At 70.1% G+C, this 24,334-nt stretch carries 22 protein-coding genes; 15 read left to right on the top strand and 7 right to left on the bottom strand.

Annotated elements, in window-relative coordinates:
• Positions 1-97 precede the first annotated feature (97 nt).
• A complete protein-coding gene (gene glcC, locus BB334_RS05650; protein ID WP_083200298.1) occupies positions 98-916 on the bottom strand; it encodes a transcriptional regulator GlcC in 819 nt (272 codons plus the stop codon).
• 200 nt (positions 917-1,116) lie between these two features.
• Between glcC and glcD the strand changes: the two genes are divergently transcribed.
• From glcD to BB334_RS05620, 6 genes are all read left to right on the top strand, one after another.
• Entirely contained in the window at positions 1,117-2,616 is a 1,500-nt protein-coding gene (gene glcD, locus BB334_RS05645; protein ID WP_068805451.1) for a glycolate oxidase subunit GlcD, read from the top strand.
• A complete protein-coding gene (gene glcE, locus BB334_RS05640) occupies positions 2,616-3,683 on the top strand; it encodes a glycolate oxidase subunit GlcE (protein ID WP_068805448.1) in 1,068 nt (355 codons plus the stop codon). The genes glcD and glcE overlap by 1 nt, the downstream gene beginning before the upstream one ends.
• A gap of 16 nt (positions 3,684-3,699) precedes the next feature.
• Entirely contained in the window at positions 3,700-4,917 is a 1,218-nt protein-coding gene (glcF, locus tag BB334_RS05635; RefSeq protein ID WP_068805445.1) for a glycolate oxidase subunit GlcF, read from the top strand.
• 28 nt (positions 4,918-4,945) lie between these two features.
• Positions 4,946-5,353, top strand: coding sequence for a heme-binding protein (locus tag BB334_RS05630; RefSeq protein WP_068805443.1), 408 nt, complete (start codon positions 4,946-4,948; stop codon positions 5,351-5,353).
• A gap of 30 nt (positions 5,354-5,383) precedes the next feature.
• Positions 5,384-7,567, top strand: coding sequence for a malate synthase G (locus BB334_RS05625; protein WP_068805441.1), 2,184 nt, complete (start codon positions 5,384-5,386; stop codon positions 7,565-7,567).
• A gap of 115 nt (positions 7,568-7,682) precedes the next feature.
• Positions 7,683-9,383, top strand: coding sequence for an L-lactate permease (locus BB334_RS05620; protein ID WP_068805438.1), 1,701 nt, complete (start codon positions 7,683-7,685; stop codon positions 9,381-9,383).
• A gap of 77 nt (positions 9,384-9,460) precedes the next feature.
• Here BB334_RS05620 and BB334_RS05615 read toward each other — a convergent pair whose 3' ends face one another.
• From BB334_RS05615 to ygfZ, 3 genes are read right to left on the bottom strand one after another with little or no spacing between them, the layout of a single operon-like run.
• Positions 9,461-10,225 (bottom strand): NRDE family protein, encoded by a 765-nt coding sequence (locus BB334_RS05615; RefSeq protein ID WP_068805434.1) that lies wholly within the window; start codon positions 10,223-10,225, stop codon positions 9,461-9,463.
• 3 nt (positions 10,226-10,228) lie between these two features.
• Positions 10,229-10,534: a DUF4936 family protein gene (locus tag BB334_RS05610; RefSeq protein ID WP_068805431.1), complete on the bottom strand. Its 306-nt coding sequence runs from the start codon at positions 10,532-10,534 to the stop codon at positions 10,229-10,231.
• Positions 10,535-10,544: 10 nt separating this feature from the next.
• Complete coding sequence (gene ygfZ, locus BB334_RS05605) at positions 10,545-11,573, bottom strand: CAF17-like 4Fe-4S cluster assembly/insertion protein YgfZ (protein ID WP_068805428.1); 1,029 nt, start codon at positions 11,571-11,573, stop codon at positions 10,545-10,547.
• 173 nt (positions 11,574-11,746) lie between these two features.
• On the opposite strand from ygfZ, the gene mltG reads away from it, so the two are divergent.
• Genes mltG through BB334_RS05575 form a run of 6 tightly spaced genes read left to right on the top strand, consistent with a single transcriptional unit; the run spans position 11,747 to position 16,283 of the window.
• Positions 11,747-12,751, top strand: coding sequence for an endolytic transglycosylase MltG (gene mltG, locus BB334_RS05600; RefSeq protein ID WP_068805426.1), 1,005 nt, complete (start codon positions 11,747-11,749; stop codon positions 12,749-12,751).
• On the top strand, positions 12,748-13,380 hold the full coding sequence (gene tmk / locus BB334_RS05595) for a dTMP kinase (RefSeq protein ID WP_068805424.1): 633 nt from the start codon (positions 12,748-12,750) through the stop codon (positions 13,378-13,380). The genes mltG and tmk overlap by 4 nt, the downstream gene beginning before the upstream one ends.
• Complete coding sequence (gene holB / locus BB334_RS05590; RefSeq protein ID WP_068806174.1) at positions 13,377-14,432, top strand: DNA polymerase III subunit delta'; 1,056 nt, start codon at positions 13,377-13,379, stop codon at positions 14,430-14,432. The genes tmk and holB overlap by 4 nt, the downstream gene beginning before the upstream one ends.
• Entirely contained in the window at positions 14,429-14,794 is a 366-nt protein-coding gene (locus BB334_RS05585) for a PilZ domain-containing protein (RefSeq protein ID WP_068805420.1), read from the top strand. Before holB ends, BB334_RS05585 begins: the two co-directional genes overlap by 4 nt.
• Before the next feature lie 51 nt (positions 14,795-14,845).
• On the top strand, positions 14,846-15,616 hold the full coding sequence (locus tag BB334_RS05580; protein WP_068805417.1) for a TatD family hydrolase: 771 nt from the start codon (positions 14,846-14,848) through the stop codon (positions 15,614-15,616).
• Complete coding sequence (locus tag BB334_RS05575; RefSeq protein ID WP_068805414.1) at positions 15,603-16,283, top strand: ankyrin repeat domain-containing protein; 681 nt, start codon at positions 15,603-15,605, stop codon at positions 16,281-16,283. The genes BB334_RS05580 and BB334_RS05575 overlap by 14 nt, the downstream gene beginning before the upstream one ends.
• Before the next feature lie 91 nt (positions 16,284-16,374).
• On the opposite strand, the gene BB334_RS05570 is transcribed toward BB334_RS05575, so the two are convergent.
• The 3 genes from BB334_RS05570 to BB334_RS05560 are packed head-to-tail and all read right to left on the bottom strand — an operon-like array spanning position 16,375 to position 18,963.
• Entirely contained in the window at positions 16,375-17,322 is a 948-nt protein-coding gene (locus BB334_RS05570; RefSeq protein WP_232756658.1) for a DUF429 domain-containing protein, read from the bottom strand.
• Positions 17,297-18,049 carry an NYN domain-containing protein gene (locus BB334_RS05565; RefSeq protein ID WP_068805411.1) on the bottom strand — a complete coding sequence of 251 codons (753 nt, stop codon included), beginning with the start codon at positions 18,047-18,049 and terminating at the stop codon, positions 17,297-17,299. The genes BB334_RS05570 and BB334_RS05565 overlap by 26 nt, the downstream gene beginning before the upstream one ends.
• The gene (locus BB334_RS05560; protein ID WP_068805408.1) at positions 18,046-18,963 is read right to left on the bottom strand and encodes a histone deacetylase family protein; all 918 of its coding nucleotides are present in this window, start codon (positions 18,961-18,963) and stop codon (positions 18,046-18,048) included. Before BB334_RS05560 ends, BB334_RS05565 begins: the two co-directional genes overlap by 4 nt.
• Before the next feature lie 360 nt (positions 18,964-19,323).
• Here BB334_RS05560 and BB334_RS05555 point away from each other — a divergent pair, with 360 nt between their 5' ends.
• Genes BB334_RS05555 through BB334_RS05545 form a run of 3 tightly spaced genes read left to right on the top strand, consistent with a single transcriptional unit; the run spans position 19,324 to position 24,234 of the window.
• On the top strand, positions 19,324-20,496 hold the full coding sequence (locus tag BB334_RS05555) for a M20 aminoacylase family protein (protein ID WP_068805404.1): 1,173 nt from the start codon (positions 19,324-19,326) through the stop codon (positions 20,494-20,496).
• A complete protein-coding gene (locus tag BB334_RS05550) occupies positions 20,493-22,988 on the top strand; it encodes an ABC transporter permease (RefSeq protein ID WP_068805401.1) in 2,496 nt (831 codons plus the stop codon). The genes BB334_RS05555 and BB334_RS05550 overlap by 4 nt, the downstream gene beginning before the upstream one ends.
• A gap of 16 nt (positions 22,989-23,004) precedes the next feature.
• Entirely contained in the window at positions 23,005-24,234 is a 1,230-nt protein-coding gene (locus tag BB334_RS05545) for a DNA recombination protein RmuC (protein WP_068805397.1), read from the top strand.
• Positions 24,235-24,334: the final 100 nt, after the last annotated feature.

Below are 24,334 nucleotides of genomic sequence, written 5' to 3'. Positions count from 1 at the left end.
TCGCCGCTCCTACAGCACGTCCCCGGTAACAGCGGCGACCGCCGCGTCACCACCGCCGTCGCGGCGTTCCCCGCGCCTGCCGCACCCCCGCCGCCGCTCAGGTCCAGCCTTCGAGCCGCATCGTCGCCCGTACCAGGCGCTGCTCCTCCTGTTCGATCTCGCGGAAGTTCTCCAGCACGCTGCCGATGTGCTCGAGCGCGGCGCGCTGCGCGCGTTCGGGCTGGCGGTCGATCACCGCCTGGTAGAGGCGGGCGTGCTGGCGGTCGATCTGCCGCTTCTGGGGCGGGCGATGGTAGAGGTTGTTCACCGAGGCGAACACCGAGCTCAGCATCAGGTCGGTGAGCGATTGCAGGGTGTGCACCAGCACCGGGTTGTGCGAGGCCTCGGCGATCGCGCGGTGGAAGGCGTGGTCGAGGCGGGCGTGGCGCTGGGGGTCGGTGCCGGGCGCATCGTCGGCGGCGCCCAGCATCTCCTCGTAGCGACGGCCGATCAGCACGAAGTCGGCCGGGGTGCCGCGCAAGGCGGCGAGGCGGGCGGATTCGCCCTCGAGCAGGGCGCGCACCTCGAGCAGGTCGTAGAGGGTGCGCGGCTGCGAGCTGAACAGGTGCATCAGCGGGCTGTCGTCGGGCGCGCGCGACAGACGGGCGACGAAGGAGCCGCGGCCGTGGGCGGTCTCGATGATGCCCAGGCCGCGCAGCACGCGCAGCCCCTCGCGCAGCGCCGAGCGCGAAACGCCCAGCTTGGCGCACAGGCTGCGCTCGGAGGGCAGGGCCTGGCCCGGCTTGAGCACGCCGTCGACGATCAGGCGCTCGATGCGCTCGGCCACGATGTCGGCGACCTGGCGGCGTTCGAGTCCGGTCGCCGCGTTGGCGAAGCGGTGATCAGTGGTCCGACCCGTGATTTGTAGGGGCGGCATGGGGCTGGGCACGTTTGGCAAGTCGCTGAAAGGAAAGGGTCAAAAAAGTATAGCGGTGACTACAATAGAAAAAAACTGGTCCGACCACTAAAAAACCATTGGACCTTTGCGACCCTCCGCTCTTAGCATTCGCCGAGTTCTGCGCCGAGCGGGCAAATCTGGCTGGCGCCTGCATCGGCAAACCCTGGAGAGCGACACGCATGAACCTGCTCTATGACGAACGCCTCGACGGCCCGCTGACGAAGACCGATCGCCAGACGCTGCTCGCCGAGATGCGCGCGGCGGTGCCCGACCTCGAGATCCTGCATGCCGAGGAGGATCTGCGCCCCTTCGAATGCGACGGCCTGTCGGCATATCGCGCGGTGCCGCTGCTGGTGGTGCTGCCCGCGCGCATCGAGCAGGCCGCCGCGGTGCTCAGGCTGTGTCACGCGCGCCGGGTGCCTGTGGTCGCACGCGGCGCCGGCACCGGCCTGTCGGGCGGCGCGCTGCCGCTCGAGCAGGGGGTGTTGCTGGTGATGGCGCGCTTCAACCGCATCCTCGAACTCAACCCCGCCGGCCGCTGCGCGCGCGTCCAGCCCGGCGTGCGCAACCTCGCGATCTCGCAGGCGGCCGCGCCCTACGGGCTCTATTACGCGCCGGACCCCTCTTCCCAGATCGCGTGCACCATCGGCGGCAACGTCGCGGAGAATGCCGGCGGCGTGCACTGTCTGAAATACGGCCTGACGGTGCACAACCTGCTCAAGCTCGAGGTGCTGACGATCGAGGGCGAGCCGCTCACCCTCGGCGCCGACGCGCTCGACGCGCCCGGCTTCGACCTGATGGCGCTGTTTACCGGGTCCGAGGGCATGCTCGGCATCGTCACCGAGGTCACGGTGAAGCTGTTGCCCACGCCGCGCGTGGCGAGGGTGCTGATGGCGAGCTTCGATTCGGTGGACAAGGCCGGCCGCGCGGTGGGCGACATCATCGCCGCCGGCATCATTCCCGGCGGCCTCGAGATGATGGACCAGCTCGCGATCCGCGCCGCGGAGGAGTTCATCCACGCCGGCTACCCGGTCGAGGCCGAGGCGATCCTGCTGTGCGAGCTCGACGGGGTCGAGTCCGACGTGCAGGAAGACATCGCGCGGGTGCGCGCGGTGCTCGAGCGCGCCGGCGCCACCGAGGTCAGCCTCGCCCGCGACGAGGCCGAGCGCGCGCGCTTCTGGGCCGGTCGCAAGAACGCCTTCCCGGCGGTCGGCCGCATGTCGCCCGATTACTACTGCATGGACGGCACCATCCCCCGGCGCCACCTGCCGCGCGTGCTCAAGGGCACCGCCGAGCTGGCGGAGAAGTACGGCCTGCAGGTGGCCAACGTGTTCCATGCCGGCGACGGCAACATGCACCCGCTGATCCTGTTCGATGCCAACCAGCCGGGCGAGCTCGAGCGCGCCGAGGCGCTCGGCGGCGAGATCCTCGAGCTGTGCGTCGCGGTCGGCGGCACCATCACCGGCGAGCACGGCGTCGGCCGCGAGAAGATCAACCAGATGTGCACCCAGTTCAATCCGGACGAGATCGGCTGCTTCCACGCGGTGAAGGCGGCCTTCGACGCCGAAGGGCTGCTCAACCCCGGCAAGAACATCCCCACCCTAAACCGCTGTGCCGACTACGGCGCGCTGCGGGTGCACGGCGGCAAGCTGCCGTTCTCCGAGCTGGAGCGTTTCTGATGAGTGTCGACATCGTCAATGCCGATTGCAGCGCCGACCTGCTCACCCGGGTAGAGGCGGCGCTCGCTTCGAACACCCCGCTGCGCATCCGTGGCGGGGGCAGCAAGGGTTTCTACGGACGGGCGGTCGACGGCGCGCCGATCGACACCCGCGGCCATCGCGGCGTCGTCAGCTACGATCCGAGCGAGCTGGTGGTCAGCGTGCGTGCCGGCACCCCGCTCGCCGATCTCGAGGCGGTGCTCGCCGACGCCGGCCAGCAGCTCGCCTGTGAGCCGCCGCACTTCGGCGCCGGCGCCACGGTCGGTGGCATGGTCGCCGCCGGCCTGTCCGGTCCGCGCCGCCCGTGGGTGGGCGCGGTGCGCGATTTCGTGCTCGGCTGCCGGGTGATCACCGGGCAAGCCAAGCACCTGCGCTTCGGCGGCGAGGTCATGAAGAACGTCGCCGGCTACGACCTCTCGCGCCTGATGGCCGGCAGCCTCGGCTGCCTCGGCCTGCTCACCGAGGTTTCGCTGAAGGTGCTGCCGCTGCCGCGCGCCTCCGCCAGTCTGCGCATCGCGATGACTCCCGCGACCGCGCTGGCGAAGTTCGCCGAATGGGGCCAGCAGCCGCTGCCGATCAGTGCCGCCTGCCACGAGGGCGAGGCGCTCAACCTGCGCCTCGAGGGGGGCGAGGGCTCGGTCCAGGCCGCGCGCGAGCGCCTCGGCGGAGAGGAACTCGACGCCGGCTTCTGGCGCGAACTGCGCGAGCACCGGCTGGCCTTCTTCGCCGACCCGCGCCCCCTGTGGCGGCTGTCGGTGCCGGTCCATGCCGCGCTGCTCGATCTGCCGGGCGACCAGCTCATCGACTGGGGCGGCGCCCAGCGCTGGCTGAAGTCCGACGCGCCGGCCGAGCGGATTCGCGCCATTGCGACCGACGCCGGCGGGCATGCGGCCTGCTTCACGGCGGGCATGGTCGACAGCCCGCTGCAGCCGCTGCCCGCGGGCCTGCTGCGCTATCACCGCCAGCTCAAGGCGGCACTCGACCCGAAGGGGGTGTTCAACCCCGGGCGCATGTACGCCGAGCTCTGATCCCCGGGAACACGACATGCAAACGAACCTGAGCGAAGTCGCCAAGCGCCTGCCGCGCGCGGAGGAAGCCGAGCGCATCCTGCGCACCTGCGTGCATTGCGGCTTCTGCAACGCGACCTGCCCGACCTATCAGCTCCTCGGCAACGAGCTCGACGGGCCGCGCGGACGCATCTACCTGATGAAGCAGATGCTCGAGGGCCAGCCGATCACCGAGGCGACCCGCATCCATCTCGACCGCTGCCTGAGCTGCCGCAACTGCGAGACCACCTGCCCGTCGGGGGTGGAGTATCACTCGTTGCTCGACATCGGCCGTGCGGTGGCCGCCGAGCTGGCGCCACGCCCGCTGGCCGACCGGCTGCAGCGCGAGGCGCTGCGTGCGGTGCTGCCGCGCCCGACGCTGTTCAAGGCGCTCGGCAGCATCGGCCAGGCGGTGCGTCCGCTGCTGCCCGCCAAGCTCGCCGACAAGCTGCCGAGAACGATCGCCGCTCCCGGGGCGCGTCCGGCGGCGCGCCACGGCCGCAGGATGCTGATGCTCGAGGGCTGCGTGCAGCCGACGCTGTCGCCCAACACCAATGCCGCCACCGCGCGCGTGCTCGATCGCCTCGGCATCAGCGTGGTGGCGGCGACCGAGGCCGGCTGCTGCGGCGCGGTGGACTATCACCTCGATGCGCACCACGCGGGGCTCGAGCGCGCGCGCCGCAACATCGACGCCTGGTGGCCGGCGATCCAGTCCGGCGCCGAGGCGATCGTGCAGACCGCCAGCGGCTGCGGCGCCTTCGTCAAGGAATACGGCAAGCTGCTCGCGCAGGACCCGGCCTACGCGGCGAAGGCCGCGCGGGTCAGCGAACTGGCCAGGGACCTGGTCGAGATCCTGCGCGAGGAGCCGCTGGAGACGCTCGCCAGCGGCAAGGGCAGGCGGCTCGCCTTCCACTGCCCGTGCACCCTGCAGCACGCGCAGAAGCTCGGCGGGGCGGTCGAGGACGTGTTGCGCCGGCTCGGCTTCGAGCTCACCCCGGTGCCGGACGCCCACCTGTGCTGCGGTTCGGCCGGCACCTACTCGATCACCCAGCCCGAACTGTCGCTGAAATTGCGCGACAACAAGCTCGACGCGCTCGAAAGCGGCAAGCCCGAGCTGATCGCCACCGCCAACATCGGCTGCCAGACCCATCTCGACGGTGCCGGGCGCACGCCGGTGCGGCACTGGATCGAACTGGTCGACCAAGCCCTCGCCTGACAAGACCACCACCTGGAGTTTTTTCCGCATGAAGACGAAAGCCATCCTGGGCCACGACGACGTCGCCCGCATCATCGCCGCGGCGCGCGCCGAGGCCGAGAACAACCAGTGGCCGATGGCGATCGCGGTGGTCGACGACGGCGGTCATCCGCTCGCGCTGGTGCGCCTCGACGGCTGCGCGCCGGTGGGCGCCTACCTGGCGATCGAAAAGGCGCGCACCTCAGCGCTCGGGCGGCGCGAGTCGCAGAGCTACGAAGACATGATCAACAACGGTCGCACCGCGTTTCTCTCCGCGCCGGTGCTCAGTGCTACCCTCGGGGGCGGTGTGCCGGTAATCTTCGACGGTCAGGTGATCGGGGCGGTCGGCGTCTCCGGCATGAAACCCGATCAGGACGCCCAGGTGGCCAAGGCCGGCGCCAGCATCGACCTGATGTAAACGTAAACAGAACGAGAGAGAAATCGAGACATGACTGAACGTGTGAATTGTCAGCGCCTCCAGGTTGCGAGCAACCTCCACCGCTTCATCGAAGAGCAGGCCCTGCCCGGTACCGGGGTGGACAGCGCCGCCTTCTGGAAGGGCCTGGATGCGCTGGTACACGACCTGGCGCCGAAGAACAAGGCCTTGCTCGCCGAGCGCGACCGCCTCCAGGCCGAGCTGGACGCCTGGCACCGCGCCAATCCGGGCCCGATCAGCGACATGGCCGCCTACCGCGCCTTCCTCGAGTCGATCGGCTACCTGCAGCCGGAGCCCGCCGCGTTCAGGATCGGCACCGAGAACGTCGATGACGAAATCGCGGTGCAGGCCGGCCCGCAGCTCGTGGTGCCGGTGATGAACGCGCGCTACGCGCTCAACGCCGCCAACGCGCGCTGGGGGTCGCTGTACGACGCGCTCTACGGCACCGACGCCATCTCCGAACTCGAAGGGGCGGAGCGCGGCAAGGGCTACAACCCGGTGCGTGGCGCCAAGGTCATCGCCTTCGGCCGCGCGCTGCTCGACCAGGCCGCGCCGCTCGCCGGCCCCTCGCACACCGAGGCCGCGGGCTACGCGGTGGAGAACGGCCAGCTCGCCGTCACCCTGCAGAGCGGTGCCAGGGTCGGCCTCAAGGACGCGGCCCGCTTCGTCGGCTATCGCGGCGACGCCGCCGCGCCGAGCGCGGTGCTGCTGAAGAACAACGGCCTCCACATCGAGCTCCAGATCGATCGCAACGGCGGCATCGGCAAGACCGACGCGGCCGGCGTCAACGACATCGTGATGGAAGCGGCCCTGACCACGATCATGGACTGCGAGGACTCGGTCGCCGCGGTCGATGCCGAGGACAAGGTGCTCGCCTACTCGAACTGGCTCGGCCTGCTCCGTGGCGATCTCGTCGAGGAGCTCGAGAAGAACGGCAAGCTGATCACCCGCAGCCTCAACCCGGATCGCGAGTACACCGCCGGCGACGGCTCGACGCTGCGCCTGCACGGCCGCTCGCTGCTGTTCGTGCGCAACGTCGGCCACCTGATGACCAACCCGGCGATCCTCGATGGCGACGGCAACGAGGTGCCCGAGGGCATCATGGACGCGGCGGTCACCGGCCTGATCTCGATGCGCGACCTCGAGCGCAAGGGCAACTCGCGCACCGGCAGCATCTACATCGTCAAGCCGAAGATGCACGGCCCGGCCGAGGTCGCCTTCGCCGACGAGCTCTTCGGCCGCGTCGAGGACTTGCTCGGCATCGCCCGCAACACGCTGAAGATCGGCATCATGGACGAGGAGCGCCGCACCAGCGCCAACCTCGCCGCCTGCATCGCCGCGGCCAAGGACCGGGTCGCCTTCATCAACACCGGCTTCCTCGACCGCACCGGCGACGAGATGCACACCGCGATGGAAGCGGGCCCGATGCTGCGCAAGGGCGACATCAAGAACACCCCCTGGATCAAGGCCTACGAGCGCCGCAACGTGCTGATCGGGCTGAACTGCGGCCTGCGCGGCAAGGCGCAGATCGGCAAGGGCATGTGGGCGATGCCCGACCTGATGGCAGGGATGCTCGAGCAGAAGATCGCCCATCCGAAGGCCGGTGCGAGCACCGCCTGGGTGCCGTCGCCGACCGCCGCCACCCTGCATGCGCTGCACTACCACCAGGTGGACGTGTGGGACGTGCAGCGGGAGATGGAGAAGATCGACTACGCCGCCGAGCGCGAGCAGCTGATGAACGAGTTGCTGACCCCGCCGATCGCCGCGCGTGCCGACTGGAGCGCCGCCGAGCGCCAGGAAGAGCTCGACAACAACTGCCAGGGCATCCTCGGCTACGTGGTGCGCTGGGTCGAGCAGGGCGTGGGCTGCTCCAAGGTGCCCGACATCAACGACATCGGCCTGATGGAAGACCGCGCCACGCTGCGTATCTCGAGCCAGCACATCGCCAACTGGCTGCGCCACGGCGTGGTCCCCGCCGAGCAGGTCGAAGAGACCCTGCGCCGGATGGCGAAGGTGGTCGACGGCCAGAACGCGGGCGATCCGGCCTACCGGCCGATGGCACCCAACTTCGACGCCTCGGTGGCCTTCCAGGCCGCACGCGCGCTGATCTTCGAGGGCTGCGCCCAGCCGAGCGGCTACACCGAGCCGCTGCTGCACCGCTACCGGCAGCAGTTCAAGGCGATGACCGCGCGCTGATCGCGCACGCGGTGTGCACAACCGGACCCGAGGAGGGGTCCGGTTTTTTTACGCTTCACATCCCCGTCCGAGCCTTCCTGCAAGCCTAAAACGATACTTTGGAGACGACATCGAGATGAGCCAGACCGTACTTTCACTGCTTGCCTTCCTGCCGCTGGTGCTCGCCGGCGTGCTGCTGATCGGCTTTCGCTGGCCGGCCAAGTACGCCATGCCGGCGGTTTACGTGATCACTGCCGCGATCGGCCTGTGGGCCTGGGAGATGAGCTTCAACCGGGTGCTGGCCTCCACCCTGCAGGGCCTGATCCTGACCGCGGCGATCCTGTGGATCATCTTCGGCGCGATCCTGCTGCTGAACACCCTCAAGCACTCCGGCGGCATCGCCGCGATCCGCCGCGGGTTTTCGGGGATCAGTCCCGACCGCCGGGTGCAGGCGCTGATCGTGGCGTGGCTGTTCGGCTGTTTCATCGAGGGCGCCTCGGGCTTCGGCACGCCTGCCGCGGTCGCCGCGCCGCTGCTGGTGGCGCTCGGCTTCCCGGCGCTGGCGGCGGTCGTGCTCGGCATGATGGTGCAATCGACTCCGGTGTCCTTCGGCGCCGTCGGCACGCCGATGATCGTCGGCGTCCAGGGCGGTCTCGACCGCGTGGCGATGACCGAGCAGCTGGTCGCCCTCGGTTCGAACTGGGAAACCTTCTTCTCCATCCTGGTCGGCCGCGTGGCGACGGTGCACGGCATCGTCGGCCTCCTGATGCCGCTGATCATGGTGATGATCATGACCCGCTTCTTCGGTCGCGAGAAATCCTGGGCCGCCGGCCTCGCGGTGGCGCCGTTCGCGCTGTTCACCGCGGTCTGTTTCGTCGTGCCCTATGTGGCCGCGGGCGTATTCCTCGGCCCCGAGTTCCCGTCGATGATCGGCGCCCTGATCGGCCTCGCGATCGTCGTCCCGGCGGCGAAAAAAGGCTTCCTGCTGCCGAAGAAGACCTGGGACTTCGCCCCGGCCAGCGAGTGGCCGAGCGAGTGGGTGGGCAGCATCGAGATGAAACTCGACCAGCTCGTCTACAAGACCCCGATCTCCACTCCGATGGCGTGGGCGCCCTATCTGCTGCTGGCAGCGCTCCTGGTCGCCTCGCGCATCATCCCCGAGTTCAAGGCGGCGCTGATGTCGCTCAAGTTCGGGTGGACCAACATCCTCGGTGAGACCGGCGTCAGCGGCAGCATCGAGCCGCTCTACCTGCCTGGCGGCATCCTGGTGATGGTGGTGCTGCTGACCTTCTTCCTGCACCGCATGCATTTGAGCGGGCTGGTGAAGGCGGTGGGCGAGTCGAGCAAGACCCTGCTCGGCGCCGGCTTCGTGCTGATCTTCACCATCCCGATGGTGCGGATCCTGATCAATTCGGGGGTCAATGGCGCCGACCTGATGTCGATGCCGGTCGCGATGGCGCAGCTCGTCGCCGATAGCGTGGGCAACGTGTATCCGTTCTTCGCGCCGTGGGTGGGTGCGCTCGGTGCCTACATCGCCGGCTCGAACACGGTGTCGAACCTGATGCTGTCGCAGTTCCAGTACGATACCGCGGTGCTGCTCGGGGTGTCGGGCACGATGATGGTGGCGCTGCAGTCGGTGGGCGCGGCTGCCGGCAACATGATCGCCATCCACAACGTGGTGGCGGCCTCGGCGACCGTCGGCCTGCTCGGCCGCGAGGGCATCACGCTGCGCAAGACGCTGCTGCCGACCCTCTACTACCTCATCATGGCAGGCCTCATCGGGCTCATCGCGATCTACGTGCTCGGCGTCACCGACCCGCTGCACGCGGCGCGCTGAAGGCAGGGCCGCAGCAGAAAAACGAGCGGGCGCCGAGGCGCCCGTTTTTCATGGGTGCGGGCCGCGCCGGGCGCCGCTCAGGCGCCGATCGCGAACTCGTGCGTGACCGCACTGCGCAGCGCGCCGGCCTCGTCCCAGGTCCATTCGCGAAAACGCGTGCCGCCGTCCGCGCCCACCGTGAGCACGCTCGAGCAGCGGGTCCCATAGCCGGGCGCGCGGATGAAGGCCGGGGACAGCCAGCGCTCCCATTCGAGGCTGAGGCCGGTCTCGGGGAGGTGGTGGTCCGGCGCCGGCGTGTCGTCGCGCAGCAGCGCGAGCAGGGGGGCCTCGGCCGGCAGCGCGTCGAGGCCGTTCTCGAGTGCCTTGCGCGCGCGCTCGAGCTTGGGCCAGGGGGTGTCGAGCAAGTGGTTCGACAGGCCGTAGACCCCGGGTTCGAGCAGCCGCACCGCACCGCTCGTGCTCTCGTGCACCCCGAGGCTGAGGCCGTCGCACATCAGCAGGTTGAAGCCGGCGTAGTGCGGGCTTTCGGCGGCGATCGCGCGCAGCGTGTCGAGAGTGTCCTCATCGCCCTCGAGCGCGCTGCGCACCAGCTGGCCGCGCGAGGGCGCGCCGGCGAGACGCTGGCTCGGATCGCGGTAATTGGTCAGCGCGGCGAAGCGGCCGTCGCGGCGCATCCCCATCCAGGTGCCGCCGGCCTCGAGGTCGCGCCCGGCGAGCAGCTCGGGCGCTTCCGGCCACCAGTGTGCGGGCGCGGCCGGGCGCGCGAGGTATTCATCGCGGTTGGCGGCGACGACGAGCGGGTAGCGGGGGTGGACGCGCCACGCGAAGACGATCAGGCACATGGCTCAGTCCGACTCGACGAAGCATTCGAGGTGACGGGCGCTGCCCGGCTCGATGATCTCGTCGAGCCGGTTGGCCTCGACGGCCGCCTCGAGCGCGGCCTCGAAGGCCTGCCTGTCGCGGACGCCGCGGTAGATCTCCATCCAGGTGGTGGCCTCGTCGGCCCGCTGCAGCAGGCGGGTCTCGAGACCGTCGAAGCCGTGCGCGAGCGAGGACTGCATCAGTTTCGCCCTGGCCCGCACCGAACCGGTGTCGAGCCCGCCGCGTACCCGGTAATAGACGAAGTAATCGAAGCTGGTGCCGGCTTCCATCGCGTCCACCTCAGGCGAGCGGGTAGGGCAGGGGGAGCACGCGCAGCGCGGCGCCTGCCGGGCGGCCGAGCTGCAGATCGCCCGCCTCGGCGGCGGCGATCTGGAGCACCGCCAGTGCCTCGAAGCCGCCGTCCGCCGCTGGTGCGACGTTCACCAGCTTGCCCGCCGACTGCTCGCCGAAAGCGGGCGCGAACACGTCCGTGCCGACCTCCGGCGCGGCGCCGGCGGGGATCGCGACGCGGTACATGCGCTTCTTCAGCTTGCCGAGGTAGCGCGTGCGGGCGACGATTTCCTGGCCCGGGTAGCAGCCCTTGGTGAAGGAGACGCCGCCGATGAGGTCGTAATTGACCATCTGAGCGACGAACTCCTCCTGCGTCGCCGGGCTCAGCAGCGGCACACCTGCGCGGATCATCTTCAGCTGCCAGGCGGCGGTGCCTGCCCGTGCGGCGCCGGCGTCGAGCAAGGCAGCGTACACCTCGGCCGCCTGGTCGGCGGCCAGCGCGAGCACGAAGGCGTCGTCGCCGATGCGGATGCAGCGCCGGCCGGCGTCGCCCGCCTGTTTCATCGGTGCGTCCGGCAGCGGCAGGCCGGCGCGCTCGAGTACGCCGGCGGCCTCCGGCCCGGCGAGGCCGACGAGCGCGGTGTCGGCGCTCGCGTCGCTCACTCTGGTCTTGCTGCGCAGCACGTACATCGAGAACTTCTTCGTCATCGCCGGCACCAGCTCGGCCGACATCATGAGCGCATGCCCCTCGGCTTCCGGCCACAGCAGGAAGTTCGTCAACATGCGCCCCTTGGGCGAGTTGAAGCTGTTCCAGCAGGCGGCGTCGGCGGCGAGCTTGAGCACCTCGTTCGACACCAGGTTGTGCAGGAAGGGGGCGGAATCGGGGCCGACGCTGCGGATCAGGCCGAGATTCAGCAGCGGCACGGCGATGGTGACGTCATCGACGAGGCGGGCCTCGGTGGCCGGGTCGTCGAAGGCGAGCGCGTTGCCATCGAGGCGGGCACCCAGTCGGGCGAGATGGTCGGTCCAGGCGGTCATGGTCGGTCGTTCTGTCGGTCTCACATTGGTGGGAAAGGGCCCCGTCCCGCGGCTGCCCGCCGCGGGACGGGGCCCTTGCGCGATGCAGTATTATAGGGGTCCCGTTGCGCGCCGCCAGCGGACGACCGATCCGGTCTCCGTCCCAGCCCGCCTTCTGCCGGAAGCGAATGCGAATGAAACGACTCCTTGTGCGCCTCCTGATCCTCGCCATCTTCGCCCTTGCGGCGATGGCGCTGGCCGGTTGGTGGTATGCGCAGCGCGCACTGCCGCTGTCGGCGCCGGTGATCGACTTCACGGTCGAGCGCGGCAGCAACATGCGCCAGGCCGCGCGTGCGATCCGCGCCGCCGGTGTCGAGGTCGATTCCGACCTGCTCTACTGGCTGGCGCGGCTCGGCGGCAAGGCGGAACGGATCAAGGCCGGCAGCTACGAGGTGCACACCGGCGTCACGCCGTGGTCGCTGATCCTCAAGCTGTCCGACGGCGACGTTTCCCAGTCCTCGGTGGTGCTGGTCGAGGGCTGGACCTTCCATCAGCTGCGCCAGGCGCTGGAATCCCATCCCGAGATGAAGCCCGATACCGCCGGACTCAGCGACGCCGAGATCCTCGAGCGCATCGGTGCCAGCGAGGAGCATCCGGAGGGCCTGTTCTTCCCCGACACGTATCTGTTCGACAAGCGTTCCGGGGGGCTCGCGGTGCTCGCGCGCGCCTACCAGGCGATGCAGCACCGGCTCGCCGACGTCTGGGAAGAGCGCGATCCGGCGCTGCCGCTGAAGTCACCCTACGAGGCGCTGATCCTCGCCTCCATCGTCGAGAAGGAGACGGGGCGTCCCGAGGACCGCGGCCTGGTCGCGTCGGTGTTCGCCAACCGGCTGCGAATCGGCATGCCGCTGCAGACCGATCCCACGGTGATCTACGGCCTCGGCCCCGAGTTCGACGGCCGCCTGCGGCGGCGCCATCTCGACACCGATCATCCCTGGAACACCTATACCCGCCGCGGACTGCCGCCGACGCCGATCGCGATGCCGGGTCCGGCGGCGCTGCGCGCCGCGGTACGCCCTGACGAATCCGACTATCTCTACTTCGTCTCCCGCGGCGACGGCAGCAGCGAGTTCTCGCGCAACCTCGCCGAGCATAATCGCGCGGTGGACCGTTTCATCCGCAACAGGAGCACGCCTTGAGTCCGACGCAGTTCCGCGGCCGCTTCATCACCTTCGAGGGCATCGACGGCGCCGGCAAGAGCACGCAGATCGCCGCCGCCGTCGCCCTGCTGGAGGCGCGCGGCATCGCCGTCGTGCAGACGCGCGAGCCCGGCGGCACGCCGCTCGGCGAACGGCTGCGCGAGCTGCTGCTGCACGAGCCGATGCACCTCGAGACTGAGGCCATGCTGATGTTCGCCGCCCGCCGCGAGCACCTCGCAGCGAAGATCGAGCCGGCGCTGGCGCGTGGGCGCTGGGTGGTATGCGACCGCTTCACCGATGCCACCTATGCCTACCAGGTCGGCGGACGCGGCCTCGACCGGGACAAGTTCGACGTGCTGGAGGCCTGGGTGCATCCGAATCTGCAGCCCGACCTCACTCTGGTGTTCGACCTCTCCCCCGAACTCGCTGCCGCCCGCATGCAGGCCGCGGGCAACGCGCCCGACCGCTTCGAGCGCGAGCAGCGCGCCTTCCACGAGCGGGTGCGCGCGGCCTATCTCGAGCGCGCCGGTCGCGCGCCACAGCGCATCCGCGTGATCGACGCCGGACGCGAGCCGGCCGTGATCCGCGCCGAGGTCGAGGCGATCGTCGGCGGGCTGTGCGCGGCATGATCCACCCCTGGTTGCAGCCGACCTGGACGCGCCTCGTCGAGCTCGGCGGGCGGCTGCCGCACGCGCTGCTCTTCGTCGGCCCGAGCGGGCTGGGCAAGCGCGAGCTTGCGGAGGCTTTCGCCGCCCGCCTGCTGTGCGATGCGCCGCGGCCCGATGGGCATGCCTGCGAGCAATGCGAGCCCTGCCAGTGGCGGCTCGGCGGCAATCACCCCGATCTGCAGCGCGTCGTGCCGGCCGCCGACGCCGTCACCTCGGAGGCGTCGGGTGAGGAGGGCAGCGGGGCGAAGGAGGGCGGCAAGGCCGCCTCCAGCCAGATCGTGATCGAGCAGATCCGTGCGCTGCAGTCTTCGCTCGCGGTCACCGGACACCACAGCGCGCGGCGGGTAGCCATCATCGATCCCGCGGAAGCGATGAATTCCTTCACCGCCAACGCCCTGCTCAAGCTGCTCGAGGAGCCGCCGGCCGGCTGCACCTTCTTGCTGGTGTCGTCCTCGCCGCGACGGCTGCTGCCGACGATCCGCAGCCGATGCCAGCAGTGGAGCTTCGGCCGCCCGGACGCGGCGGAGCTCGCCCGCTGGCGCAGTCGCACCGGAGCCGCGGGAGAGGCGCTGCTCGCACTCGGCGGCGGCATGCCGCTGGCTGCCGAACGCCTCGCCGCCGCCGGCGGCGAGGCCCTGCTGGCGCGCTTCGTGCGCGATATCGGCCCGCTGCGCGCCGCCGACGCATTGCGCCTGGCTGGGCAATGGGAGCAGTGGCTGAAGTCGAAGGAGGCGATCGCCGCCGGCTTCGGCATGCCCGAGCTGGTCGATTGGATGCAACGCTGGGTCAGCGACCTCGCGGCGCTGCGCCTCGGTGGGCGCGTGCGCTTCTTTCCGGCCCAGGACGGCGTTCTGTCGGCGCTCGCGACGCGCTCCAGCATTGCCGCGGTGAGCCGTTGCTACAATGATTTCGCCCAGTTGCGCAGGGTGTCACGCCACCCCCTGAACGCCCGCCTCTTCCTGGAGGACATGCTGCTACGCTATGCGCGCGCAATCACAGGAACCCGACCATGAACGACCCGGTCAGACCCCAAGTCGCACGCCCGAGCGTGCTTTCGCTGAACATCAACTCGAAGTCGGCCCTCTACGCGGCCTACATGCCCTATCTGACCAACGGCGGCATCTTCGTGCCCACCTCCAAGAACTATCAGCTCGGCGACGAGGTCTTCATGCTGCTGCAGCTGATGGATGATCCGCATCGCCACCCGGTGGCGGGGACGGTCGCCTGGATCACGCCCGCCGGCGCGCAGGGCGGCCGGGTGCAGGGCATCGGCGTGCAGTTCTCCGAGGACGCATCGAGCAAGGCGCTGTGCCGTGCGATCGATCAGGTCCTCGCCGCCCATCTCGGTTCCAACCGGCCGACGCACACCCTGTAGGCGCCGTGCGCCCCCGGTCGTCACCCACCCACACGAAGCTCGAAACTGCCGATGTACGTTGATTCACACTGTCATCTCGATTTCCCCGGCCTGCTCGAACGCGAGGAAGAGGTCCTCGGCACGATGGCGGAAAATCGTGTCGGCCAGGCGCTGTGCGTCAGCGTCCGGCTCGAGGACTTCCCGCGCGTACTCGCGCTCGCCGAGCGCCACGACGGGTTGTGGGCCTCGGTCGGCGTGCATCCCGACAATGCCGACTGCGAGGAACCCGACGTCGCCCGTCTGCTCGCGCTCGCCGACCATCCGCGCGTGGTCGCGATCGGCGAGACCGGGCTCGATTACCACTGGCACGAGGACGCCCCGGAGTGGCAGCGCGAGCGTTTCCGCACCCACATCCGCGCCGCCCGCGCCTGCGGCAAGCCGCTGATCGTGCACACCCGCAGCGCGGCCGAGGACACCATCCGGCTCATGCGCGAGGAGGGCGCGAGCGAGGCCGGCGGCGTCATGCACTGCTTCACCGAGTCGTGGGAGGTGGCCGCGGCCGCCCTCGATCTCGGCTTCTACATCTCCTTCTCCGGTATCGTCACCTTCCGTAACGCGAAGGACATCAAGGCGGTGGCGAAGCGGGTGCCGCTCGACCGCCTGCTGATCGAGACCGATGCGCCCTATCTCGCGCCGATGCCGCACCGCGGCAAGACCAACCAGCCGGGCTGGGTGGTGCATGTGGCCGAGGAGATCGCGCGCCTGCGCGAGGAGCCGCTCGAGCGCATCGAGCAGGCCACCACCGACAACTTCTTCCGACTCTTCCGCCATGCTCATCTCTGACAGCAAGTTCGCTCCCGCCCTCCGTGCGCTCGCCGCCGGCACCGCCGCCCTCCTGCTGCTGTTCGCCGGCCCGGCGCGGGCCGCCAGCTTGGACGACGCCCTGATCGCTGCGCGCATGGGCGACACGAAGGAGATCGTCAAGCTCGTCGAGCGCGGGCTCGACGTCGATACCGTCGATCCGAACGGCAATTCGCTGCTCATCCTCGCCGCGCGCGAGGGCAAGGGCGCCACCGTGAGGGCCCTGATCGAACGCGGCGCGCGGCTCGACTACCGTAACCGTGCCGGTGACTCGGCACTGATGCTGGCAGTACTGAAGGATGAGCGCGAGGTCGCCGGGCTGCTGATCGACGCGGGGGCGAGCCTCAACCACGAGGGATGGGCACCGTTGCATTACGCCGCCTTCGAGGGAAGGGTGGAACTCCTCGATCGCCTGCTCGCCGCCGGCGCCGATCCCGAAGCGCTGGCGCCGAACAAGTCGAGCCCGCTGATGCTGGCCGCGCGCAACGGTCATATCGAGATCGTGCGCCGCCTGCTCGCGCTGCCGGTGAACCTCGAGCAGGTCAATGACGCCGGCTTCGACGCCGAGCGCTGGGCGCTGTCGAACGCGAACACCGACATCGCCGAGCTGATCCGCATGGAGCGCGCGCGCCGCCAGGGCGGGCGCTGAAGGACCGATCGTTCGGCCGGGAGCGCAGTCCCACGCCGGAGCGCGGCGGCGAACGCCGCGTCATCGGCCGCAATCGCGGCGGTCGCCGCTTCTACCGGCGCGCATTTCCGGTCGCAGCGCCGGACGCCGCGTCTGCTGCATGCAGCGTGCGACTGCCGGCTGCGGCGCTTGAGGGCGGCGCGGTGGCGATCCAGCCCTCGAGCGGATCGACGTCGGCCGGCAGGCCGTAGCCGGGCGCGCCCCGCTCGAGGCACCAGGCGGCCTGCATGAGCGCGAGCACCGCATCGAGGCGGTCGCCGCCGGCGTCGGCGACCAGGGCCTCGGCCTCACGCCCGTCCACGTCCAGCCGCTTGCCGAGCGGGTGCTCGCCGCGCCGCAGGGCGTCGACCAGAGACTTGCGCACTTGGGCGCGCGCGGGCGTCTGCTTGCGCCGTTCGTCGCTCTTGTAGGGCTGGGCGGTGATCGCGCGTGCGAGCAGCCCGGGATAGGCCTCGACCGCGACGCGGTGGGGATCGGCTTCATGCATGGCGGGCAGCGAGACGCCGGCCGCGAGCAGGCGTGGCGCGCCCTCGAGGAACATCAGGCCGACCGGCGGATTCACCAGCTTGAGCGGGCTGTGCGAGCGTGCCGCGTGGTCGGTGGCGCGATGCGCGTAGCGGCTGCCGATCGGTCGTGTCTCGCGGTAGACGTCGAGCGCGGCGCGGAAAGCAGGCCGCCCCAGCCCGGCGCAATGGGCGACGAGCGCCGGCCAGGCCTGTGGCCAGCCGAGATCGTGCGACGCTTCGCGCGGAAGGCCGAAGGGAAAGTCGAAGGCGCCCAGCCACGGGCCATCGCGCGTGAGGAGGGCTTCGAAGGCCGTCCAGTCGGTGAGGGTCTCGATCCGCTCGAGCACTACGCAAGCCCCGTCGAGCCGGCCGTGAGCGGCCACGATCGGCTTTGCTTGGCGCGGCGCAGAGGTGAAATCCACGCCGAGCAGTCGCCACGCCCGCGCGGCCGGCACGACCGGTACGTCGTCAGCCCCCGCGGCGGTGGGCGGCACGGCGGTCGCGCAGGAAGAGGTGGTTGCCGCGGCGCTCGGTCTCGAACAGGCCGGTCGCCTCGATCAACTCGCTCAGCTTGCGGTAGCCATAGTTGCGCGGATCGAAGGAGGTCTGGTTGGAGATATGCGAACCCACCGCCGACAGGCTGGCCCACCCATCATCCTCGTCGCAGGCGTCCACCGCGTTGCGCAGCAGCGATACGAGCCGGGCGTCGCCGCGCAGCTCGCGCGCCGGACGGGGCGCGGACCCGGGCTCGACGCCGTCCTCGACTTCCGCCTCCACCTCGCCGACGGTCTCGAGGTTTTCCAGGTAGAGGAAGCGGCTGCAGGCGTTGACGAAGGGCATCGGCGTCTTCTTCTCGCCGAAGCCGAACACTTTCAGGCCATTGGCGCGGATGCGCATCACCAGCGGGGTGAAGTCCGAGTCCGAGGAGGCGAGGCAGAAGGTGTCGAGCCGCTGCGTGTACAGCAGATCCATTGCGTCGATGATCATCGCCGCATCGGTGGCGTTCTTGCCCTTGGTGTAGGCGAACTGCTGCATCGGCTGGATGGCGTATTCATGCAGCACGCTCTCCCAGCCTCTCAGACCGACGCTCTTCCAGTTGCCGTAGGCGCGGCGGATGCTGGTGACACCGTGCTTGGCGAGCTCGTCGAGCATGACGGCGATCTTCGAGGCCGGGCAGTTGTCGGCATCGATCAACAGGGCGATGCGGCTTTCCTCACTCATGAGATGGCTTCCTTGGGCGCGAACAGGCGGGCGGCGCGCAGTATGGTGTTGGCGTGGATGGCGACCGTGTCGTCGATGGTGCGAGCATAGCCGCCGGCCATCGCGATGGCCACCGGCACCGCCGCCGCGTGGCAGCGACCGAGCACGCGTGCGTCGCGCGCGGCGAGGCCCTCCATGCTGAGCGCGAGGCGGCCGAGGCGGTCGTCGGCATAGGGGTCGGCGCCGGCGAGGTAGATCACCAGCTCGGGGCGGAAGTCATCGAACACGCGTGCGAGCGCACCGTCGAGCGCGACGAGATAGGCCTCGTCACCGGTGTCGTCGGCGAGTTCGACGTCGAGGTCGCTGCGCTGCTTGCGGAAGGGAAAATTCTTGGCGCCGTGCAGGCTGCAGGTGAAGACCTCGTCCTCGCCGGCGAGGATGGCGGCACTGCCGTCGCCCTGGTGCACATCGCAATCGACGATCGCGACCCGGCAGACGCGCCCCTCGGCGCGCATCGCCAGCGCGGCGATGGCGGCGTCGTTGAACACGCAGAAGCCGGCGCCGAAGTCGCGATGGGCATGGTGGGTGCCGCCGGCGAGATTGGCCGCCCAGCCGCCGGCGAGCGCGCTGCGGCAGGCGGCGAGGGTGGCGCCTGCCGATCGTCGCGAGCGCTCGGCCATCCCGGGCGACCACGGAAAGCCGATGCGGCGCTGCTCGGCGGCGTCGAGCGTGCCGCGCAGCACCCGGTCGACATAGGCAGGGTCGTGGGCACGCAGGATCTCGGCCTCGCTCGCCGCCTCGGGCACCGCGAAGTCGCCCGGCGCGAATGCTCCGCTGGCGAGCAGGCGCTCGCGCAGCCGGGCGTACTTCTCCATCGGGAAGCGGTGGCCGGCCGGCAGCGGCAGGACGAAGTGGTCGGCGTAGAACAGTCTCAAGCGGGCAGCCCGGTCGGTGCGCGGCGCGGGGGAACTCGCGCCGCGGCGGCAAGTCTTGCAAGAGTGATCATTGTAAGGCCGATACGGCTGCGATCGCCCTGGGGGCAGGGCTCCTACCGGGGCGGGGCGCCCGTCGCGGCCACGGATCGGCGTCGATCGCCGGCGCCGTAGGAGCGCAGCCCTCTGCGCGATGAACGGCGGCTGTGCGGGCGATGACGGCTGCGATCGCCCTGGGGGCAGGGCGCCTAGAGGGGGGCGCGTCCAGCGGTGGGCGCGGCTGCCGGGGCGCTTTCCTTTGTTTGTAATAGACTCATGGGTTCCGCGCGCACGCCCGGCGCGACGAAACCATCTGGTGAAGGCATGAGCATCCTCGACATCGTCCGCCCCTACCACGACAAGCTGACCGCCATCAGACGCGACATTCACGCCCATCCCGAGCTCGCCTTCAACGAGCACCGCACGGCCGAGCTGGTTGCGCGCCACCTCGAGCAGCTCGGCATCGAGACCCATTGCGGTATCGGCGGCACCGGCGTGGTCGGCGTGATCCGCGGCGGGCGCAGCCTGCGCGCGATCGGTCTGCGCGCGGACATGGACGCGCTGTCGATCACCGAGCGCAACGACTTCGAACATCGCTCGACGGTCGCAGGCTGCATGCACGCCTGCGGGCATGACGGTCATACCACGATGCTGCTCGGCGCGGCCGAGGTACTGGCGCAGCGGCGCGACTTCGACGGCACGGTGTACCTGATCTTCCAGCCCGCCGAGGAAGGCGAGGCGGGAGCGCGGGTGATGATCGAGGACGGCCTGTTCGAGCGCTTCCCGATGGAGGCGGTATTCGGCATGCACAACTGGCCGGGTCTGCCCGTGGGCAGTTTCGCCGTGCATTCCGGCGCGGTGATGGCGGGCACCGACCGCTTCGACATCCGCGTGCTCGGCGTCGGCGCGCACGCCGCGATGCCCCATCTCGGAATCGATCCGGTGCCCGCGGCCGCGGCCCTGGTGCAGGCGGCGCAGACCATCGTCAGTCGCACACTCGATCCGCTCGATGCCGCGGTGGTCTCGATCACCCAGTTCCACGCCGGCGAGGCCTACAACGTCATTCCCGACCGCGCCGAGCTGTGCGGCACGGTGCGCAGCTTCTCGGCGTCGGTGCAGACCCGCGTGGAGGCCGCTCTGCGCCGGGTGTGCGAGGGGATCGCGACTAGCTTCGGGGTCGAGGTCGAGCTCGAATTCCGCCGCAGCTACCCGCCGACGATCAACACCGTCGCCGAGGCCGCGATGTGCGCCGAGGTCGCCCGCTCGGTGGCCGGTGCGGCGCAGGTGCAGACCGAGCTGCGGCCAAGCATGGGGGCGGAGGACTTCGCCTTCTTCCTCCAGCACAAGCCGGGTGCCTATGTGTGGATCGGCAATGGCCCGGGCGAGGGCGGCTGCACCCTGCACAACCCGCACTACGACTTCAACGATGAGGTGATCCCGGTCGGCGTCGCCTATTGGGTCGAGCTCGCGCGCCGCCTGCTGTCGGAGCCGCGATGAAGAGCCTGCGTCTCGCCGCGCGCATGATGCTGCGCGATCTGCGCGCGGGTGAGCTCCACCTGCTCGGGCTGGCGATCCTGATCGCGGTCGCGAGCCTGACGAGCGTCGGCTTTCTTGCCGACCGGGTGGGGCGCGCGCTCGACCGCGAGGCCAATCAGCTGCTCGGCGGCGATCTCCTGCTGCGTGCCGACCGTCCCTGGCCCGCGGCCTTTGGCGAAGAGGCGGGGCGTCGTGGCCTGCGGCAGACGACCACGGTCCTGTTCACCTCGATGGCGAGCACCACCGAGGCGGCCCAGCTCACCGGGGTGAAGGTGGTGGCGGACGACTATCCCCTGCGCGGCACGGTGCGGATCGCTCCCGGGCCGAACCAGCCGGACGAGGTCGCCGGGCGCGCGCCTGCCTCCGGCGAAGTGTGGCTCGACGAGCGTTTGTTCGCCGAGCTCGGCGTCGCGACCGGAGACCGTCTCGGCCTCGGCCAGTTGGAGTTCCGCGTCGGCGCGATGCTGACCTTCGAGTCGGATCGTGGCGCGAACTTCTTCAGCCTGCTACCGCGGGCAATGTTCAACGCCGCCGACCTCTCCGCCACCGGCCTCCTTGGGCCTGGCAGCCGCGCCACCTGGCGGCTGCACGTGACGGGAAGCCAGGAGGCGGTGGCGGACTTCGAGCGCTGGGCGCGTGCTCGCCTCGAGCGCGGCCAGGTGGTGGAGACGATCGACAATGCCCGTCCCGAGGTGCGCGCCAGCCTCGACCAGGCGCAGCGCTTCCTGCGGCTCGCCGCCCTGCTGGCGGTGATCCTCGCCGCGGTGGCGGTGGGGTTGTCGGCGCGCCGCTTCATGCAGCGCCACCTCGACGGCTGCGCGGTGATGCGCTGCCTCGGCGCACGCCAGTCACAGGTGCTGGCGATCGTGGTCGGTGAGTTCCTGCTCTTCGGCCTGTTCGCCGCGCTGCTCGGCAGCGCGCTCGGGTGGGCGGTGCAGGCGGGCCTGGCGGGCGGCCTGCGTGAGCTGCTCGCGACCGAGCTGCCGGCGCCTTCGCTGCTGCCGCTCGCCCACGGCGTGGTGGTCGGCATGGTGCTGCTGGCGGGCTTCGTGCTGCCGCAGCTGCTGCAACTGGGCAGGGTCAGCACGGTGCGGGTGCTGCGGCGCGAGTTCGATGCCGCCGAGCCATTGTCGGGTGGCGCCTGGGCGCTCGGCCTTGCGGCGCTGCTCGGACTGATCTTCTGGATCGCGGCCGATCTGAGGCTCGGGCTGATGGTGACGCTCGGCTTCGCCGGCGCGCTCGGCCTGTTCGCGCTCGCCGCGTGGGCGGCGCTGCGACTGGCCGGACGCTTCAAGGGCGAGGGCAGCCTGCGCGGTGGCGGCTGGCGCTACGGCGTGGCCGCGCTCGGCCGACGGATGGGCGGCAGCGTCATGCAGGTTACGGCGCTCGGTCTGGGCATGACCGCGCTGCTGCTGCTGACCCTGGTGCGTGCCGACCTGCTCGACAACTGGAGCCGGATGGCCCCGCCCGACGCCCCCAACCGCTTCGTCATCAACATCCAGCCCGACCAGCGCGAGGGAATCGTCGCCCAGTTCGCCGCCGAGGGCCTGCCGGTGCCGAAGATCCAGCCGATGATCCGCGGCCGCATGGACGCGATCGACGGCCGCAGGATCGACCCGGACGCCTACGAGGACAGCCGCACCAAGCGTCTGGCCGAGCGCGAGTTCAACCTCTCCTACGCCGCCGTGCTGCCCGAGGGCAACAAGGTGGTCGCTGGACGCTGGCACGGCGATGCGTCCACGCCACAGTTCTCGGTGGAGAAGGGGCTGGCGGAGACCTTCGGGCTGAAGCTCGGCGACGTGGTGCGCTTCGAGATTGCCGGGCAGATGGTCGAGGCGCCGATCACCAGTGTGCGCGAGCTCGAATGGGACTCGATGCGGGTGAATTTCTTCTTCATCGCCTCCGAGGGCGTGCTCGAAGCCTATCCGGCGAGCCTGATCACCAGTTTCCACCTGCCGGCTGCGGTGCACGATTTCACCACCCGGCTGGTCAATGCCTTTCCCAACCTGTCGGTGATCGATACCGCGGCGGTGCTCGCCCAGGTGCGTTCGCTCACCGACCGCCTGATCGTGGTGGTGCAGTTCGTCTTCGTCTTCGCGGTGCTCGCCGGCCTGGTGGTGCTGTATGCCGCCCTGCAATCGACCCACGACGAGCGCGAGTACGAGCTCGCCATGCTGCGTACGCTGGGTGCGCGCAACCGCCAGGTGCGCCAGGCGCTGCTCGCCGAGTTCCTCGTGCTCGGCGGCGTGGCCGGCGTGCTCGCCGGGCTGGGCGCGAGCGTGCTCGGCTGGGCGCTGGCGACCTGGGTGTTCAGGATGGCCTACGTGCCGAGCGTGCTACCCCTGCTGGTGGCCGTGGTGCTCGGCGCCGCCGGCGTGGTGGCGGGCGGCTGGCTGGGCACGCGCGCGCTGCTGTCGCGGCCGCCGCTGGCGAGCCTGAGGGCGCTCGCGTGAGGGCGTCGGTTTGACGATGCTCGAGCGGTTCTCGCTGGCCGAGCTGGTGCTCGGCGGCCTGTTGCTGCTGGTCTGCCTGCTGCAGGTCTTCGCACTCTGGCGCCAGGCGCGTGCGGCGCGCATGCTGCAGGACGAGATCGGGCTGCAGCTGGCCGAGCAGCTCGAGCAGCAACTCAACGTGCAGCATCGAGAAGTGCTGCGTGACCTGCACGACGGCCTCGGGCGCCAGACCGACCGCATCGGCGAGCATGCGCGCGCCGACCGGGAACTGCTCCAGCGCGGTCTGTCGTCCGCTTCCGCCCAGCTCGCGCGCAGCATCGACAGCTTCACCCGCAGCGTGGATGGCCGCCTGGAGACGCTCGCCGGCCACGTTAACCAGCGGCTCGACGAAGGCTTTCGCAAGACCAACGAAACCTTCGCCAGCGTGATGGCGCGGCTGGCGACGATCGACGAGGCGCAGCGCAAGATCGACGGGCTCACGGTGAATGTGGTCAGCCTGCAGGAGCTGCTCGGCGACAAGAAGGCGCGCGGCGCTTTCGGCGAGGTGCAGCTCGAGGCCCTGGTGCGCAATGCGCTGCCGCCCGACGCCTACGCCTTTCAGGCCACGCTGCCCAACGGCACGCGTGTGGACTGCCTGCTCGAGCTGCCCGAGCCGACGGGCAAGGTGGCGGTCGACGCGAAGTTCCCGCTCGAAAACTACCATCGCATGTTCGAGCCGGCGCTCGCCGAAGGCGATCGCCGCGCGGCGCAGCAGGCCTTCCGTGTCGACATGCGCCGCCACGTCGATGCGATCGCCTCCAAGTACATCCTCGACGGTGTCACCTCCGACGGCGCGGTGCTCTTCCTGCCCGCCGAAGCGGTGTTCGCCGAGGTGCACGCCTACCACCCCGAGGTGGTGGCCTACGCGCAGCAGAAGCGGGTGTGGATCGTGTCGCCGACCACTCTGATGGCGGTGCTCAACACCGCGCGCGCGGTGCTCAAAGACGTCGAGACGCGCAAGCAGATCCATGTCATCCAGGATGCGCTCGGCAAGCTGGCGAAGGACTTCCACCGCCTCGACGACCGCATGGGCGCGCTCGCCCGCCACATCGACCAGGCCCGCCGCGACGTCGCCGACGTGCAGACTTCGAGCCGCAAGATCAGCGCCCATTTCCACCGGATAGAGTCGGCCCAGCTCGACGAGCTGGACGGCCTGGAGGGCAGCGAGAATCGCAGCGAGGGCGACGCCGTCCTGCCTGCACGGTGATCCGGTGCGACACGCCCCGGCCGTGCAGGCGATGAAGGCTGTTATCGCCCTGGGGGCGGGGCTCCTGCATCGGGGGCGTCGGCCGCGGGCATTGCAGGAG

Origin of the sequence: Thauera phenolivorans (assembly GCF_001696715.1) — a bacterium.
GTDB classification, from domain to species: domain Bacteria; phylum Pseudomonadota; class Gammaproteobacteria; order Burkholderiales; family Rhodocyclaceae; genus Thauera; species Thauera phenolivorans.
The sequence above is the reverse complement of the archived record's forward strand: the minus strand, read 5'-3'. Positions and strand labels throughout refer to the sequence as shown.